The sequence below is a fragment of the Pseudomonas sp. H3_E04 genome, assembly GCF_054668915.1.
Genome location: NZ_CP162797.1, coordinates 455822 through 472542, shown reverse-complemented (window position 1 = coordinate 472542; position 16721 = coordinate 455822). Strand labels below are relative to the sequence as shown.

Annotated in this window: 14 protein-coding genes; 9 read left to right on the top strand and 5 right to left on the bottom strand. The window is 60.8% G+C overall.

The genetic code is table 11. The annotated features are described in order from the left end of the window. The first annotated feature begins 307 nt into the window (after positions 1-307). Entirely contained in the window at positions 308-523 is a 216-nt protein-coding gene (rmf, locus tag AB4N53_RS02255) for a ribosome modulation factor (protein WP_003223300.1), read from the top strand. A gap of 239 nt (positions 524-762) precedes the next feature. Here rmf and AB4N53_RS02250 read toward each other — a convergent pair whose 3' ends face one another. Then, complete coding sequence (locus AB4N53_RS02250; protein WP_460117789.1) at positions 763-1785, bottom strand: quinone-dependent dihydroorotate dehydrogenase; 1023 nt, start codon at positions 1783-1785, stop codon at positions 763-765. Positions 1786-2003: 218 nt separating this feature from the next. Here AB4N53_RS02250 and AB4N53_RS02245 point away from each other — a divergent pair, with 218 nt between their 5' ends. From AB4N53_RS02245 to cobA, 8 genes are all read left to right on the top strand, one after another. Beyond that, positions 2004-3215: a CmpA/NrtA family ABC transporter substrate-binding protein gene (locus AB4N53_RS02245; protein WP_460117787.1), complete on the top strand. Its 1212-nt coding sequence runs from the start codon at positions 2004-2006 to the stop codon at positions 3213-3215. Between the two features lie 15 nt (positions 3216-3230). Then, positions 3231-3806 (top strand): ANTAR domain-containing response regulator, encoded by a 576-nt coding sequence (locus AB4N53_RS02240; protein WP_460117785.1) that lies wholly within the window; start codon positions 3231-3233, stop codon positions 3804-3806. Between the two features lie 321 nt (positions 3807-4127). Then, positions 4128-5339, top strand: a complete 1212-nt coding sequence (locus AB4N53_RS02235; protein ID WP_016773839.1) for a nitrate/nitrite transporter — start codon at positions 4128-4130, stop codon at positions 5337-5339. Between the two features lie 7 nt (positions 5340-5346). Beyond that, positions 5347-7017, top strand: a complete 1671-nt coding sequence (locus AB4N53_RS02230) for a protein kinase domain-containing protein (protein ID WP_460117783.1) — start codon at positions 5347-5349, stop codon at positions 7015-7017. Positions 7018-7435: 418 nt separating this feature from the next. Further along, positions 7436-9889, top strand: coding sequence for a nitrite reductase large subunit NirB (gene nirB / locus AB4N53_RS02225; protein WP_460117781.1), 2454 nt, complete (start codon positions 7436-7438; stop codon positions 9887-9889). After that, on the top strand, positions 9886-10203 hold the full coding sequence (gene nirD, locus AB4N53_RS02220) for a nitrite reductase small subunit NirD (RefSeq protein WP_016773836.1): 318 nt from the start codon (positions 9886-9888) through the stop codon (positions 10201-10203). Before nirB ends, nirD begins: the two co-directional genes overlap by 4 nt. Continuing rightward, complete coding sequence (locus AB4N53_RS02215; protein WP_460117778.1) at positions 10203-12914, top strand: nitrate reductase; 2712 nt, start codon at positions 10203-10205, stop codon at positions 12912-12914. The genes nirD and AB4N53_RS02215 overlap by 1 nt, the downstream gene beginning before the upstream one ends. 13 nt (positions 12915-12927) lie before the next feature. Beyond that, positions 12928-13680, top strand: coding sequence for a uroporphyrinogen-III C-methyltransferase (cobA, locus tag AB4N53_RS02210; protein WP_460117776.1), 753 nt, complete (start codon positions 12928-12930; stop codon positions 13678-13680). 87 nt (positions 13681-13767) lie between these two features. On the opposite strand, the gene AB4N53_RS02205 is transcribed toward cobA, so the two are convergent. From AB4N53_RS02205 to AB4N53_RS02190, 4 genes are all read right to left on the bottom strand, one after another. Next, positions 13768-14802: an OmpA family protein gene (locus tag AB4N53_RS02205; protein WP_016773833.1), complete on the bottom strand. Its 1035-nt coding sequence runs from the start codon at positions 14800-14802 to the stop codon at positions 13768-13770. Positions 14803-14909: 107 nt separating this feature from the next. Next, entirely contained in the window at positions 14910-15500 is a 591-nt protein-coding gene (gene sigX, locus AB4N53_RS02200) for an RNA polymerase sigma factor SigX (RefSeq protein WP_016773832.1), read from the bottom strand. A 90-nt stretch (positions 15501-15590) separates the two neighbouring features. Next, the gene (locus tag AB4N53_RS02195; RefSeq protein ID WP_016773831.1) at positions 15591-16415 is read right to left on the bottom strand and encodes a mechanosensitive ion channel family protein; all 825 of its coding nucleotides are present in this window, start codon (positions 16413-16415) and stop codon (positions 15591-15593) included. Between the two features lie 2 nt (positions 16416-16417). Next, complete coding sequence (locus AB4N53_RS02190) at positions 16418-16666, bottom strand: hypothetical protein (RefSeq protein ID WP_003223293.1); 249 nt, start codon at positions 16664-16666, stop codon at positions 16418-16420. Between the last annotated feature and the right edge of the window lie 55 nt (positions 16667-16721).

Below are 16721 nucleotides of genomic sequence, written 5' to 3'. Positions count from 1 at the left end.
CATTCTCACTAAAGGATTAACCCCCTGAGTCAGCGGGGCGCCGATCATACCGGGGTTTGCGCAATGATCGTTGAATAAATACGCAGTTACTTATCGCCATAGCATCCTTTCCGTTACGTGCTTATGACAAAACGATCATTCCCTCGATGTGACTCATTGGTTAGAACTGAGCACAGGTTGACGTCGCAACGGCGTCAACACCTTGGCTCGCCACGCCGGCAGCGAGCCGCACGATGGCAGGTTTTTTCTGCCAGACCTCAATTGAGGTCAACGCGACACTACAGTCAACAAGTGAGGGAAACACCCTATGAGAAGACTTAAGCGTGATCCGTTGGAAAGAGCATTTTTGCGCGGATATCAATATGGCGTTGGTGGCAAATCCCGTGAGCTTTGCCCATTTACTCTACCGTCGGTACGTCAAGCCTGGATCAACGGCTGGCGAGAAGGACGCGGCGACAACTGGGACGGTATGACCGGCACTGCGGGAATCCACAGACTCAACGAACTTCACGCCGTCGGCTGACACAGGGCATTTATTCCGACACGACAATCTGAATCTGCATTGAATTAACCACGCACGTCCTTCCCGGACGGCGGGCTACGGCCCAGGGGCTCCTTCGAGGAGCCCTTTTTAATGCCGGTGTGGCTGACACATATCTCGTGTAGGAGCTGCCGAAGGCTGCGATCTTTTGATCTTGTTTTTTTAGAATCAAAAGCAAGATCAAAAGATCGCAGCCTTCGGCAGCTCCTACGGGGACCGGGTTATTTGCGCAACGCAGCGATCGCATCCACCGATTCACGAATCAGCGCCGGGCCTTTGTAGATGAAGCCCGAATAGATCTGCACCAGGCTTGCACCGGCGGTGATCTTCTCCGCTGCATGTTTACCTTCGGTAATCCCGCCCGCAGCAATGATCGGCAAACGCCCGGCCAATTCGCCCGCCAGGACCTTCACGGTATTGGTGCTCTTCTCACGCACCGGCGCGCCGGACAGACCGCCCGCCTCGTCGCCATGCTCCATGCCTTCGACACCGACACGGCTCAGGGTAGTGTTGGTGGCGATGACCGCGTCCATGCCGGTTTCGATCAACGCCTGGGCAACCTGCGCAGTTTCTTCGTCGGTCATGTCCGGCGCGATCTTGATCGCCAGCGGCACATGCTTGCCGTGACGCAACGCCAGTTCGGCGCGGCGTGTGGCCAGATCAGCGAGCAATTGCTTGAGCGAATCACCGAACTGCAGGCTGCGCAGGCCCGGGGTGTTTGGCGAGCTGACATTGACGGTGACGTAGCTGGCGTGGGCGTAAACCTTGTCCAGGCAGATCAGGTAATCGTCGACCGCACGCTCGACCGGGGTGTCGAAGTTCTTGCCGATATTGATGCCCAGCACGCCTTTGTATTTTGCCGCAGCGACCCGCGCCAGCAGGTTATCCACGCCAAGGTTGTTGAAGCCCATGCGGTTGATGATCGCCTCGGCTTCCGGCAGGCGGAAGATCCGTGGTTTCGGGTTGCCCGGCTGCGGACGCGGGGTCACGGTGCCGATTTCGACAAAGCCGAAACCCAGTTGCGCAAAGCCGTCGATGGCCGCGCCGTTCTTGTCCAGACCTGCCGCCAGCCCTACCGGGTTCGGAAACTCCAGCCCCATGACGGTCACCGGCATTTTCGCCGGCGCCTTGCACAGCAAGCCGTTGAGGCCCAAACGTCCACCCGCGCCGATCAGATCCAGCGACAGATCGTGGGAGGTTTCCGGGGAAAGTTTGAACAACAGCTGACGGGCCAGGGTGTACATGGGCGGCAATGACTCGGGCGGCGAAAAGAGGCGGCGATTATAGCCGGGCATCGTCCCCCGGCGCGAGGCGCCTGCGCGAATCAGGCGACTGGCATATGCCTTGCACCGCCCTGCTCATCAGTCTGCCGACCAATGACGGCGCGCAGGCCAGGACAATGGCGTCGTCCCCGGGTTTTGCCTGCGCAGAATCCGGGACGGCGTTTTTTTTGAGGTAGCGTATGAACGAAACGTCCTTGGGGCCTCTGGCCTGGGTCAACGGCAGCGATGCGCCGGAAAAAAGTGCGATCAATCTCGGCTTCATGGCGCTGAGCGACTGCGCCTCGGTGGTGGTCGCCGCCACCCAGGGCTTCGCCCAGCCCTACGGCCTGACCCTGAACCTCAAGCGCCAGGCGTCATGGGCCAACCTGCGCGACAAACTGGTCAGCGGCGAACTGGATGCCGCGCACAGCCTGTACGGGCTGATTTATGCGGTACACCTTGGCATCGGCGGCGTCGCCCCGACCGACATGGCGGTGCTGATGGGCCTGAACCAGAATGGCCAGAGCCTGAACCTGTCCCATGGCTTGCAACAGGCTGGCGTGAACAGTCCTGAAGCGCTCGACCGGCACGTGCACCAAAGCCGCGCAAAACTGACCTTTGCCCAGACCTTCCCCACCGGCACTCACGCGATGTGGCTTTATTACTGGCTCGCGAGCCAGGGCATTCATCCGTTGCAGGACGTCGACAGCGTGGTGGTGCCGCCGCCACAAATGGTGGCGCACCTGCAAGCCGGGCGCATCGACGGCTTTTGCGTCGGCGAGCCGTGGGCGGCCAGCGCCGTGCAACAGGATCTCGGCTTCACCTTGGCGACCAGCCAGAGCATCTGGCCCGACCACCCGGAAAAAGTCCTCGGCTGCACGCGCGAATTCGTCGAGCAGTATCCCAACACCGCGCGCGCCCTGGTCATGGCCATTCTTGAGGCCAGCCGCTTTATTGAAGAAAGCCCGGAAAACCGCCGCAGCACCGCACAATTGCTCAGCGCTGCGGAATACCTCGACACTCCCGCCGCGTGCATCGAACCGCGCTTTATGGGCGACTACGCCGATGGCCTCGGCAATCGCTGGCAGGATCCGCATGCGCTGCGTTTTCATGGCGAGGGCGAGGTCAATCTGCCCTACCTTTCCGACGGCATGTGGTTCATGACCCAATTCCGTCGCTGGGGTCTGTTGCGCGAGGATCCGGAGTATCTGGCCGTCGCCCGTCAGGTTCAACGTCTGGATCTGTACCGTGAGGCAGCGAGTGCTGTCGGTGTCGCCACTTCCTGCGCAGACCTGCGCAGCAGCCAGTTGCTCGACGGCAAGGTCTGGGACGGCAGCGATCCGGCGGGCTATGCGCGCAGTTTCAAACTGCATGCCCTGAACGACGCCGCCCCCCTTCTCGCCCAGCGCTGACAGGAGACCGCGAACATGTTGCGCATTCTGCTGATCAACGATACCGCGAAAAAAGTCGGACGCCTGAAAGCGGCGCTGAGCGAGGCCGGCTTCGAAGTGATCGACGAGTCCGGCCTGACCATCGACCTGCCGGCGCGCGTCGAAACGGTGCGCCCGGACGTGATCCTGATCGATACCGAGTCACCGAGCCGCGATGTCATGGAGCAAGTGGTACTGGTCAGCCGCGACCAGCCCCGGCCGATCGTGATGTTTACCGACGAACATGACCCGGGGGTGATGCGTCAGGCGATCAAGTCCGGGGTCAGTGCCTACATTGTCGAAGGCATTCACGCACAGCGTTTGCAGCCGATTCTCGATGTGGCGATGGCGCGCTTCGAGAGTGACCAGGCTTTGCGCGCGCAATTGCAGGCCCGTGACCAGCAACTGGCCGAGCGCAAGCGCATCGAGCTGGCCAAGGGTTTGCTGATGAAGATGAAGGACTGCAACGAGGAAGAGGCCTATACGCTGATGCGCCGCCAGGCCATGAGCCGCCAGCAGAAGCTGATTCAGGTGGCGGAGCAGATCATTGCCATGAGCGAGTTGCTGGGCTGATTGAAGATCAAAAGATCGCAGCCTCGTTGCACTCGTCAGCTCCTACAAATGACCGCCCCCTCCTGTAGGAGCTGACGAGTGCAACGAGGCTGCGATCTTTTCAAGCCTTGGCACAAATCTCGCTATGTAAACCGCACAGGTAACCAACGGCGGTTGCCCCACCTACGACAAAGACGTCGCTCACCCCATTCGCCCCTCGGCGAATCAGGTAGCGGCGTTTTTGCGTTTTGGCCCCACAGAGCGGGGCCGGTGGTGCGGCCGTGAGGCGCTCCACCTGCTGTGCATGACTCCTTTCGAGACTCTTTTCAGCCGAGGTGCGCGATGAATTCAAGCTTCTGGAAATCCGGCCATACCCCGACCCTGTTCGCGGCCTTTCTGTATTTCGACCTGAGCTTCATGGTCTGGTACCTGCTCGGCCCGCTGGCGGTGCAGATTGCCGCCGACCTGCACCTGACCACCCAGCAACGCGGCCTCGTCGTCGCCACGCCAATTCTCGCCGGCGCGGTGTTGCGCTTCGCCATGGGCATGCTCGCTGATCGCTTGTCGCCGAAGACCGCCGGGCTGATCGGCCAGGTCATCGTCATCTGCGCGTTGTTCGGTGCCTGGAAACTGGGTATTCACAGTTACGAACAGGCGCTGATCCTCGGCCTGTTCCTCGGCATGGCCGGCGCGTCGTTCGCCGTGGCCCTGCCGCTGGCCTCGCAGTGGTACCCGCCAGAACATCAAGGCAAAGCCATGGGCATCGCCGGTGCGGGCAACTCCGGCACCGTATTCGCCGCGCTGCTGGCGCCAGTGATTGCCGCTGCTTTCGGCTGGAGCAATGTTTTCGGTTTCGCCCTGATCCCGCTGGTTCTGACTTTGGTGCTGTTCGCCCTGTTGGCAAAAAACGCCCCGCAGCGGCCGAAACCGAAAGCCATGGCCGACTACTTCAAGGCCCTCGGTGATCGCGACAGTTGGTGGTTCATGTTTTTCTACAGCGTCACCTTCGGCGGCTTCATCGGCCTGGCCAGCGCCCTGCCCGGTTACTTCAACGATCAATACGGTCTGAGCCCGGTGACAGCCGGCTACTACACCGCTGCCTGCGTGTTCGGCGGTAGCCTGATGCGGCCATTGGGTGGCGCGCTGGCCGATCGCTTCGGCGGCATCCGCACCTTGCTGGCGATGTACACCGTGGCTGCCATCTGCATCGCTGCCGTCGGCTTCAATCTGCCAAGTTCCTACGCGGCGCTGGCGCTTTTCGTCTGCACCATGCTCGGCTTGGGCGCAGGCAATGGTGCGGTTTTCCAACTGGTGCCGCAGCGTTTTCGTCTGGAGATCGGCGTGATGACCGGACTGATCGGCATGGCCGGCGGTATCGGTGGCTTCGCCCTCGCGGCCGGCATGGGCGCCATCAAGCAAAGCACCGGCAGTTATCAACTGGCGCTGTGGTTGTTCGCCAGCCTCGGTGTGCTGGCATGGTTTGGCCTGCACGGCGTCAAGCGTCGCTGGAGAACCACCTGGGGTTCGGCGGCGGTGACAGCGGCGCGGGTCTGAGGCCTCAATGGCTCTGCAACTGAGGTTCGCCGAAGCCAGCGCTACCGGCCCGCGCGCGGAGAATCAGGACGCCCTGCGCTCGGTGACACCGGCGCCGGCACTGGCGGTGAGCAAGGGTTATCTGTTCGCCATCGCCGACGGCGTCAGCCAGTGCGCCGATGGCGGCCTCGCCGCGCGTTCGACCTTGCAGGCGCTGGCGCTGGACTACTACGCGACGCCGGAAACCTGGAGCGTGGCCCAGGCGCTGGATCGCCTGCTGCTCGCGCAAAATCGCTGGCTGCAGGCCAACGGCGGCGGGCAACCGCTGCTGACCACGGTCAGCGCGCTGGTGATGCGCGGTCGACGCTTCACCCTCGCCCACGTCGGCGATTGCCGGGTCTATCGCTGGCACGCCGAGCGGTTGCAGCGCATCAGCGAGGATCACGTCTGGGAGCAACCGGGCATGCAACACGTGCTCAAACGTGCGCTCGGGCTCGATCAACATCTGGTCCTGGATTTCCTCGACGGCGAACTGCGTGAGGGCGAAAGCTTCGTGCTGCTCAGCGACGGCGTCTGGTCGACTTTGGGCGATACCGCGATCGCGGCAATTCTGCGCGATCAAGCGGATCTGCCCAGCGCCGCGCAAACCTTGGTCAACGCCGCGCATCTGGCCGGCAGTCAGGACAACGCCAGTGCCCTGCTGGTGCGCGTGGATGCGCTGGGCGAATCGAGCATCGGCGATGCGCTGGTGCAACTACAGCAATGGCCACTGCCGCCAACGCTGAAAGCCGGGCAAGCGTTCGAAGGCTGGCAAGTGCAGTGCATCGTCGGCCAGAGCCAGCAATCGCTGCTGTATCGCGTGCTCGATGGTCAGGGCCAGCCTTGGTTGTTGAAGACCTTGCCGGCGCGGCTGGCCGACGACCCGCAGGCCGGGCAAGCGCTGCTGTCGGAAGAATGGTTTCTCAAGCGCGTGGCCGGCCGGCATTTTCCGCAAATCCATGCCTGCACTCAGCGTCAGCATTTGTATTACGTCATGCGCGAATATGCCGGGACGACGCTGGCCGAAGGGTTGCAACACAGCGGTCCATTGCCATTGGCGCAGTGGCAGGACATCGCCGAGCGGCTGTTGCGCGCGGTCGGGCTGCTGCATCGGCGGCAGATTCTGCATCGCGACATCAAACCGGAAAATCTGCTGCTGGGTGATGACGGCGAGCTGCGTCTGCTGGATTTCGGTCTGGCTTACTGCCCGGGACTGTCGGAGGACGCGCCGTCGACCTTGCCGGGAACACCTAGCTTCATTGCGCCAGAAGCTTTTCGCGGGGAATCGCCGAGCGCCCAACAGGATTTGTATTCGGTGGGCGTCACCCTGTATTTGCTCCTCACCGGGCATTTTCCCTATGGCGAAATCGAAGCGTTCCAGCGTCCCCGATTTGGCGTGCCGGTGAACGCCAGTCGCTATCGCCCGGACCTGCCGGAATGGCTGGCGCAAAGTCTGGAACGCGGCGTCGCAGCCGACCCGCAACACCGCTTTGAGACGGCAGAAGAATGGTTGCTGGTGCTGGAACAGGGTGAGCGGCAAAGTTTGAGTGTGCGGCCCCGGCCTTTACTGGAGCGGGAGCCGTTGAAGGTCTGGCGGACCATGGCGTTGGTGGCGCTGCTGGGGAATGTCGTGCTGCTGGTTTTGTTGTTTCATGGCTGAGATTGAGTTGCACCATGCGCGAGCAGGCTCGCTCCCACAGGGGATTTGTGTCGTTCGCAGACACCTTGTGGGAGCGAGCCTGCTCGCGAAGGCATTCGGTGTCACACCGCATAACCCCAAGAATTAACGCGCCACGAACGAGCAACACGCCTCGATTCGGTGCAAAAAACCTCCTGTCACACCCCGAACACCCAATAAAACCGCGTCCACCCAAGTTGGCACAACCACTGCATTACCCTTTTCACCATACATAAAGCCCAACCTTCAACGACGAAGGCTGCGCTTCCCGAGAGAACGGGACCAGGACAAAGGCGTCCTCGCTAGGCAACTAGCGGGACGCCTTTTTTTGTTTGCGCAAAATTTGTCGAGCAAGGCCCGACGGCCCACCAGAGGCCAGCCGCAGCTCCCGGAGAACCTGATGAAAAAACTCAAACTGGTGATGATCGGCAATGGCATGGCCGGGGTGCGTACCCTTGAGGAACTGCTCAAGCTGAGCGACGAGCTCTACGACATCACCGTCTTCGGCGCCGAACCGCACACCAACTACAACCGCATCCTGCTGTCGCCGGTGCTGGCCGGTGAGCAGACTTTCGAAGAAATCGTCCTCAACGACCTCGACTGGTACCTGGAAAACAACATCAAGTTGCTGCTCAACCGCAAAGTGGTGGAGATCGACCGGGTCAAACGCCGAGTGATTGCCGAGGACGGTACCGAAGCCGAGTACGACCGCCTGCTGATCGCCACCGGCTCGACCCCGTTCATCCTGCCAATCCCCGGCAACACTTTGCAGGGCGTGATCGGCTATCGCGACATCGCCGACACCCAAGCCATGATCGACACCGCCAGGACCCACAAGCACGCCGTGGTCATCGGTGGCGGTCTGCTCGGCCTCGAAGCGGCCAATGGCCTGATGCTGCGCGGCATGCACGTCACCGTGGTGCATCTGGGTGAGTGGCTGCTGGAGCGGCAACTGGACAAGACCAGCGGCCAGTTGCTGCAATCGGCGCTGGAATCCCGTGGCCTGCACTTTCGCCTGTGCGAACAGACCCAAGCCCTGCACGACGCCGGCAATGGCCGGGTCGGCTCGGTGCAGTTCAAGAACGGCGACATCATCCCTGCCGACCTGGTGGTGATGGCCGCCGGCATCCGCCCCAACACCGAACTGGCGGAAAAGGCCGGCATCCCGTGCAATCGCGGGATTCTGGTCAACGACACCCTGCAAACCTACGATCCGCGCATCTACGCGATCGGCGAATGCGCCAGCCATCGCGGCATCGCCTACGGTCTGGTTGCGCCGCTGTTCGAACAAGCCAAGGTCTGCGCCAATCACCTCGCGCAACTGGGTTTCGCTCGCTATCAAGGCTCGGTGACTTCGACCAAACTGAAAGTCACCGGCATCGACCTGTTCTCCGCCGGCGACTTCATGGGCGGCGAAGGCACCGAAACCATCACCCTCTCCGACCCGATCGGCGGTGTGTACAAGAAACTGGTGATCAAGGATGACGTGCTGGTTGGCGCCTGTCTGTACGGCGATACGGCAGATGGCGGTTGGTATTTCCGGCAGATTCGTGAGAATCACGCCATCGGCGAGATCCGCGATCACCTCATGTTCGGCGAAAACGCCTTAGGCGACGTAGGACATCAGGGCCAGGACAAAGCCATGGTCATGGCCGACAGCGCCGAAGTCTGCGGCTGCAACGGCGTGTGCAAGGGCACCATCGTCAAGGCGATTCAGGAACACGGTCTGTTCAGCGTCGACGAAGTGAAGAAACACACCAAAGCGGCCAGTTCCTGCGGTTCCTGCGCCGGTCTGGTCGAGCAGATCCTCATCAATACGGTGGGTGGCGCGGCCGACGTCAAACCGAAAAGCGAAAAAGCCATCTGCGGTTGCAGCGACCTCAACCACGGGCAGATTCGCCAGGCGATCCGCCAGGAACACCTGCTGACCATCGCCGAGACCATGAGCTACCTCAACTGGCGCACACCCAATGGCTGCGCGACCTGCCGCCCGGCGCTCAACTACTACCTGATTTCCACTTGGCCCGGCGAGGCCAAGGATGACCCGCAATCACGCCTAATCAACGAACGCGCCCACGCCAATATCCAGAAGGACGGCACCTACTCGGTAGTACCGCGCATGTGGGGCGGCGTAACCAATCCGTCGGAACTGCGGCGGATCGCCGATGTGGCCGACAAGTACAACGTGCCGATGGTCAAGGTCACCGGTGGTCAGCGCATCGACTTGCTGGGGATCAGGAAGCAAGACCTGCCCGGCGTCTGGAAAGACCTCGACATGCCGTCCGGCCACGCCTACGGCAAATCCATCCGCACGGTGAAAACCTGTGTCGGCAGCGAGTTCTGCCGCTTCGGCACACAGAATTCGACGCAACTGGGCATCGAACTCGAGCACGACCTGTTCAACATGTGGTCGCCGCACAAGGTCAAGCTGGCCGTGTCCGGTTGCCCACGCAACTGCTCGGAAGCGGGCATCAAGGACGTAGGAATCATCGGCGTCGACTCCGGCTGGGAGATGTACATCGGTGGCAACGGCGGGATCAAGACCGAAGTCGCCGAGTTCTTCGTCAAACTGAAAACTGCCGAGGAAGTCCGCGAATACAACGGCGCGTTCCTGCAGCTCTACCGCGAAGAAGCCTTCTACCTCGAACGCACCGTGCATTACCTGCAACGGGTCGGCATGGAGCACATCAAGAAGAACGTGCTCGAAGACCCCGAGCGGCGCAAGGCCTTGAACGAGCGCCTGCAATTCTCCCTGTCGTTCGAACAGGACCCATGGAAAGAACGTCTGGCGCAGCCGCAACTGAAGAAAGAATTCGACGTGATCCCCGTGAAAAATCTGGAGGTGCCGGCATGAACTGGCTGGATATCTGTGCGCTGGAAGAAATCAACGCCCTCGGTTCGCGGATCATTGCCGGGCCGAAAGGTGACATCGCGATTTTTCGTACAAGCGACGACGAGGTTTTCGCCCTCGATGACCGTTGCCCGCACAAGGGCGGGCCGCTGTCGCAAGGCCTGATCTACGGCAAGCGCGTGGCCTGCCCGCTGCACAACTGGCAGATCGACCTCGAAACCGGCGAAGCTCAGGCGCCGGACATCGGCTGTGCGCACCATCATCCGGCGCGGGTCGAGAATGGCCGGGTGCAACTGGCCCTGCGGGACGCCATCTGATGAACCGCCAGACGACCGCCTCGACCTGCTGTTACTGCGGGGTCGGCTGCGGCGTACTGATCGAGCATGACGGCGAGCGCATCCTCGGCGTCAGCGGCGATCCGGCGCACCCGGCCAACTTCGGCAAACTATGCAGCAAAGGCTCGACCCTGCACCTGACCGGCGACCTCGCCGCCCGCGCCTTGTACCCGGAACTGCGTCTGGGCAAAGGCCTGGCGCGCGGCCGCACTGACTGGGATACAGCACTGGAACACGCCGCCAACGTGTTTGCCGAGACCATCGCCGAACACGGCCCGGACAGCGTCGCGTTCTACATCTCCGGGCAGTTGCTCACCGAGGACTACTACGCTTTCAACAAACTGGCGCGGGCGCTGGTCGGCACCAACAACATCGACAGCAATTCGCGGCTGTGCATGTCCTCGGCGGTGGTCGGCTACAAGCGCAGCCTCGGTGCCGACGCACCGCCGTGCAGTTACGAAGACCTGGAGCTGAGCGACTGCGTGATGATCGTCGGCAGTAACATGGCCTACGCCCATCCGGTACTTTTCCGTCGACTTGAAGAAGCCAAATCCCGTCGTCCGCAGATGAAAGTCATCGTTATCGACCCGCGTCGCACCGACACCTGCGATTTGGCCGACCTGCATCTGGCGATTCTTCCCGGCACCGATGTCGCCTTGTTCCATGGAATTTTGCACCTGCTGCTGTGGGAAGACTGGGTCGATCGCGATTTCATCAAGGCGCACACCGAAGGCCTCGCCGAACTCAAAGCCCTGGTACGCGATTACACCCCGCAGATGGTTTCGCAACTGTGCGGCATCAGCATCGAACAACTGCAGCAATGCGCAGAATGGGTCGGCACTGCGCCGAGCTTCCTGTCGCTGTGGTGCATGGGCCTGAATCAATCCACCGCCGGCAGCGCAAAGAACAGCGCGCTGATCAATCTGCACCTGGCCACCGGGCAAATTGGCCGTCCCGGTGCAGGACCTTTCTCACTTACCGGTCAGCCGAACGCCATGGGCGGGCGGGAAACCGGCAGTCTGTCCAATCTGCTGCCCGGTCACCGCGATGCCGGCAATGCGGAACATCGCGCCGAGGTGGCGGCGTACTGGGGCGTGGAGAGCTTGCCCGAGGCGCCGGGCCTGAGCGCCATCGAACTGTTCGAAAACCTGCGCAGCGGCAAGATCAAAGCGCTGTGGATCGCCTGTACCAACCCGGCGCAATCGATGCCAGACCAGAGCGCAGTCCGCGCAGCGCTTGAGGCCTGCCCGTTTGTGGTGTTGCAGGAAGCCTTTCGCACCACCGAAACCGCTGCGTTTGCCGACTTGCTGTTGCCCGCCGCCAGTTGGGGCGAGAAGGAAGGTTCGGTGACCAACTCCGAACGACGCATTTCCCACGTGCGCAAAGCGGTTGTCGCACCGGGCGAAGCGCGGCCGGACTGGGCCATCACGGTGGATTTCGCACAGCGTCTGGAGAAACGTCTGCGCCCCAAGTTGCCGAGCCTGTTCGCTTTTGATCAACCTTCGCAGTTGTTTGATGAATTCAAAGCGCTGACCCGTGGGCGAGATCTGGACTTGTCCGGTATCAGCCATGCCTTGATCGACGAGATCGGCCCGCAGCAATGGCCCTTCCCTACCGGCGCCCGGCAAGGCACGCCACGCTTGTACGGCGACGGCATTTTTCCTACAGCCAATGGCCGCGCGCAGTTCATTGCCGATCCATATCGCGCCGCCAAGGAACAACGCGACGCGCGCTTCCCGCTGACCTTGATCACCGGTCGCCTGCGTGATCAGTGGCACGGCATGAGCCGCACCGGCACCGCCGCGCAATTGTTCGGCCACGTCAGCGAAGCCGTGCTGAGCCTGCACCCTGACGAAATGCGTCGGCACCGCTTGCAGCCCGGCGATCTGGTCAATCTGAAAAGCCGCCGTGGTGCCCTGATTGTTGCGGTCGGCAGCGACGACAGCGTGCGTCCGGGCCAGGCGTTTCTGCCGATGCACTGGGGCGATCGCTATCTCAAGGGCGGCGTTAACACGCTGACCTTGCCGGCGTTTGATCCGCTGTCCAGGCAACCGGAGCTCAAGCACAGCGGCGTGCGTCTGGAAGCAGTCAACCTGCCGTGGCAGCTGTTCGCCTTGATCGAGGGTGATGTTCAACGGCATTTCGAGACGCTACGACCGCTATGCGAGGCATTTTCCTACGTCAGCCTCAGCCTCGTCGGTCGTGAGCGGCCAGCGTTGCTGATACGCGCTGCACACGCCGAGGCGCCGGATCCACAGCTGCTGGGTGAGATCGACCTGTGCCTGTCACTGCTGGATGGCCCGGTTCTGGCCTACGACGATCCGCGTCGCGCCATTGGCAAGCGGGTGCGCATCGAAAACGGCCGTATCACCGCGATTCGCCTGGCCGGCGAAACCCTTGCGCAACACTGGTTGCAGAGCCTGTGGCTCGAGGGCCGCGCCGACCAACAACTGCGGCGCTGGCTGCTCGCGCCGATGAGCGCGCCGCCGGGCGCTGTCGGCGCCATTGCGACCGACAAGACCTTGTGCAATTGCGAAAACGTCAGCCTCAACGCAGTCTGCGCCGGCATTCGCCAGGGCCTGGATCTGCAAGGTCTGAAAAACACTCTCCGCTGCGGCACGCAATGCGGTTCCTGCGTGCCGGAAATCAAGCGTCTGCTGGCTGCCGAAGCGCGGCCGGTCGCGGTCATTTAACGAGGACAACACCATGAATGCGAAAGTCTGGCTGGTGGGCGCAGGCCCTGGCGATCCGGAGTTGCTGACGCTCAAGGCGGTGCGGGCGTTGCGCGAGGCCGATGTGGTGATGATCGATGATCTGGTCAATGACGCAGTGCTGGAGCACTGCCCCGATGCGCGGATCATTCCTGTCGGCAAGCGCGGCGGCTGCCGTTCGACGCCGCAGGCGTTCATTCATCGCCTGATGCTGCGTTATGCGCGCCAGGGCAAATGCGTGGTGCGGCTAAAGGGCGGCGATCCGTGCATTTTCGGGCGCGGAGGCGAAGAAGCGCAGTGGTTGCGCGAGCGTGGCGTTGAGGTGGAATTGGTCAATGGCATCACCGCCGGGCTCGCCGGGGCGACGCAATGCGATATTCCGCTGACGTTGCGTGGCATCGCGCGCGGGGTGACGTTGGTGACTGCGCACACTCAGGATGACAGTCAGCTGAACTGGCAGGCGTTGGCGCAAGGCGGGACGACGCTGGTGATCTACATGGGCGTGGCAAAACTGAGCGAGATTCGTGATCAGCTGTTGGCTGGAGGGATGGCGGCGGATACGCCAGTGGCAATGATCGAAAACGCCTCTTTGGCGCATCAGCGTGAGTGTCGCAGTGATTTGAGCGGGATGGCTGAGGATGCATCCGCGTTTGAGTTGAAAAGCCCGGCGATTCTGGTGATTGGTGCGGTGGCGGCTGTTGTTGAAGAGCAAAAGATCGCAGCCTTCGGCAGCTCCTGCACGGCGTAAGGCCTGCAAGCGCTTTAAGCACCGTAGCCAAATCGCAGACAAAGAAAAGCCCGGCCTGAGCCGGGCTTTTCCATCAGCGGCAGCTAATTACTTAGCTTGAGCTTCAACCTGCGCTTCTACGCGACGGTTTACAGCACGGCCAGCGTCAGTTTTGTTGTCAGCAACTGGGCGGGATTCGCCGTAGCCAACAGACTGAACGCGGGACGATTCAACACCGTACTGGTTGGTCAGAACTTGCTTAACGGCGTTTGCACGACGCTCGGACAGTTTCTGGTTGTAAGCGTCAGGACCGACGGAGTCAGTGTGACCTTCAACAGTAGTGGTGGTGGATGGGTACTGCTTCATGAAGTCAGCCAGGTTTTTGATGTCGCCGTAGCTGTTTGGCTTGACTACCGACTTGTCGAAGTCGAATTTCACGTCCAGCTCAACACGAACAACTTCAGCAACTGCTGGGCAGCCATCAGCGTCAACGGTTACGTTGGCTGGGGTGTCCGGGCACTTGTCAACGTTGTCGCAAACGCCATCGTTGTCGCTGTCGGAGCAGACTTCAGCAGGTGCTGGAACTGGAGCAGCAGCTGGCTTGGAGCCGCCACCGAAGTTCACACCGATACCGACGCTAGGAGCCCACTCGGTGTCGCCCTGGTCGATGTTGTACTGAGCTTCAACGCCGGCACGGGCGTAGAAGTTCTCGGTGAAGTACAGCTTGGCACCGCCGCCAACGTTGGCGAAGGTGGAACGGTTACGACCGTTCGAACCGTTCTGGTCGATGCTCTGGTCAGAGAAACCGGCCGAAACGTATGGACGAATCATGTCGCCTGGGTTGTTGAAGTGGTACAGAGCGTCCAGAGCGGTGTTAGCGCCTTTGACGTTCTTGCCATCGTCGGCACGTACGTTGTGCACTTCGTCGTAGCCCAGACGCAGTTCAACGTCGTCGGTCAGGAAGTAACCGATCGAACCGCCGAACAGGTTGCCGTTGTTCTTGAAGTTACGAGCGCTGTCGAATTGTTCTTTCTTAGCGAAGCCTTCGATTTCAACTGCGCCTTGGCCTTGTGCCAGAGCGCCGAACGAAGTGGCGGCAATCAGAGAACCAATGGCCAAGCCCAAGGTGTTTTTCAGTTTCATCCGTTAAATCCCCATCTGGTGATTGTGAAGCAGTCCCGCAAACCGGGGGACAACTCGGCGGCAAGTCTATCAGAACTTGCCTACACGTAAGAGATATTTGCGCTGAACTAAGTTTCAGCAATGCCTGCAAATTTCTCACGCAATTTATCTAGAGCGCGTTTGTAACGCATTTTTGTCGCACTCAAACCCATGTGCATGATGTCTGCGATCTCCTGAAACTCCAGCTCTGCGACAAATCGTAGCACCAGAATTTCACGGTCAATCGGATTCACATACACCAGCCAGCGATCAAGCCCACCCTTCTCCTCCGGCTTCGGCGCCTTTTCTTCAGACGCTTCTTCAAGAGGGTCCAGACTGAGAGCGTCCATCAAGCGACGCTTACGCCGTTCCTTCCGATACTGCGTGATGCATTCGTTGTAAGTGATGCTGTAAAGCCAGGTTTTGAACTTCGATTTCCCCTCGAAGTTCTTCAGGCCGTACAGCACCTTCAGCATCACTTCCTGACAGACATCGTCTGCGTCGCGATCGTTCCCAAGATATCTCGCGCAGACGTTAAATAATGTTCGCTGGTAACGCCGCATCAACTCTTCGTAGGCGCGCGTTACGTGAAACAGCTCGGTATGCGAGCGCGCGACCAACTCCTCATCAGAGAGCTCGCGGGGGTCGTAGCGCGTGGATAGCGGTTGGGCTTTATTCAAAACAAGTCGTGCCGACAGTCAGGTCAATGTCCGCCACAACCAGCCTCGGCTGGCATTTTGCGGCGGCATACATTAGCAGGGTTTGCCGGTTTAGCGGCTACTCACATGCTGTTCCAGCAGGATCCGATTGGAGAGTGAGACTAGCTCACCCTCATCGGTCAGCAATGTGGTTTTAACCGTGCCGATCTCTTCGATCTGGCCTTCGACCTCGCCAACACGCACTTGTTGCCCAACCTCATACAGCTCACGCACATAGATTCCCGCAAGAATCTGACCGGCAATTTCCCGGCTTCCCAAACCCATGGCCAGCGCAACTGCCAGACCAACGGTAATCAATACGATGACAATCACATGGTTCAGCAGGTCGGTCTTGACCTCGAGCTGGCTGATTGCAACCGAGATGCTGATGATGATCACCAGCCCTTGGGCGATCCGCCCCAACCCGGAAGCGTAGTCCAGGCCTACGCCTTCTGCCGCTCCGCGCACCAGCCCGTTGGCCAATTGCGCCAGCAGGACACCGACCAGCAACACCAGCGCGGCACCGAATACTTTCGGCAGATACAACGCCAGCATGTCCAGCGTAGCTGAAACTCGCTCAAGGCCAAGGGATTCTGCTGCAGAAACCAGAAAAATCAGCAGAACAAACCAGTAGACGATTTTACCGATCAGCGTCGAGATCGGCACCTGCAGCCCGGCGCGCGACATCAACTTGGTCAACCCGGTGCCGCCCATCAGGCGATCGAGGCCCAGTTTGGCCAGCAGTTTGGAGAGCAAGGTATCGAGCAGTTTGGCCACGACGAAACCCAACAGCAGCACAACCAGTGCGCCGAACAGGTTCGGAATGAAATTAGCGACTTTGGTCCACAACGCAGTCATTGCAGTGACGAGGCTCTGAGTCCAGAGATCAAGTTCCATATTCAATCAGCCTTATCAGCAGTGCGAGCAGTGGTTTTACGAAGACGGGAAACCGGCGAGACATGCGCCGAGCCATTGTTCAGGGCGATCATCAGCGCGGGCAGCCAGCGGCCCAGCAGGCTGAACAGATCACCGGCGCCAACCTGGCGGTTGGCGGTTTTGAGTACGCGGCCAAGACACGCATCGTCGTCGCGGCTGGACGGCGAAGCGTTGAGCATGTCGCGCAAAGACTGTTCAAACGGATCGTGCATACGCACCTCTCGTGATGTCTGTGAAAGACGCGGGCAGATTTGCTTGGGTCACATG

Excerpts from the sequence above, each read along its gene's own strand:
- AB4N53_RS02215 (WP_460117778.1), top strand. The coding sequence starts at position 10,203 with ATGAACCGCCAGACGACCGCCTCGACCTGCTGTTACTGCGGGGTCGGC.
- nirB (WP_460117781.1), top strand. The coding sequence starts at position 7,436 with ATGAAAAAACTCAAACTGGTGATGATCGGCAATGGCATGGCCGGGGTG.
- AB4N53_RS02240 (WP_460117785.1), top strand. The coding sequence starts at position 3,231 with ATGTTGCGCATTCTGCTGATCAACGATACCGCGAAAAAAGTCGGACGC.
- AB4N53_RS02250 (WP_460117789.1), bottom strand. The coding sequence starts at position 1,785 with ATGTACACCCTGGCCCGTCAGCTGTTGTTCAAACTTTCCCCGGAAACC.
- AB4N53_RS02245 (WP_460117787.1), top strand. The coding sequence starts at position 2,004 with ATGAACGAAACGTCCTTGGGGCCTCTGGCCTGGGTCAACGGCAGCGAT.
- AB4N53_RS02190 (WP_003223293.1), bottom strand. The coding sequence starts at position 16,666 with ATGCACGATCCGTTTGAACAGTCTTTGCGCGACATGCTCAACGCTTCG.
- AB4N53_RS02205 (WP_016773833.1), bottom strand. The coding sequence starts at position 14,802 with ATGAAACTGAAAAACACCTTGGGCTTGGCCATTGGTTCTCTGATTGCC.
- cobA (WP_460117776.1), top strand. The coding sequence starts at position 12,928 with ATGAATGCGAAAGTCTGGCTGGTGGGCGCAGGCCCTGGCGATCCGGAG.
- AB4N53_RS02230 (WP_460117783.1), top strand. The coding sequence starts at position 5,347 with ATGGCTCTGCAACTGAGGTTCGCCGAAGCCAGCGCTACCGGCCCGCGC.
- AB4N53_RS02235 (WP_016773839.1), top strand. The coding sequence starts at position 4,128 with ATGAATTCAAGCTTCTGGAAATCCGGCCATACCCCGACCCTGTTCGCG.
- AB4N53_RS02195 (WP_016773831.1), bottom strand. The coding sequence starts at position 16,415 with ATGGAACTTGATCTCTGGACTCAGAGCCTCGTCACTGCAATGACTGCG.
- nirD (WP_016773836.1), top strand. The coding sequence starts at position 9,886 with ATGAACTGGCTGGATATCTGTGCGCTGGAAGAAATCAACGCCCTCGGT.
- rmf (WP_003223300.1), top strand. The coding sequence starts at position 308 with ATGAGAAGACTTAAGCGTGATCCGTTGGAAAGAGCATTTTTGCGCGGA.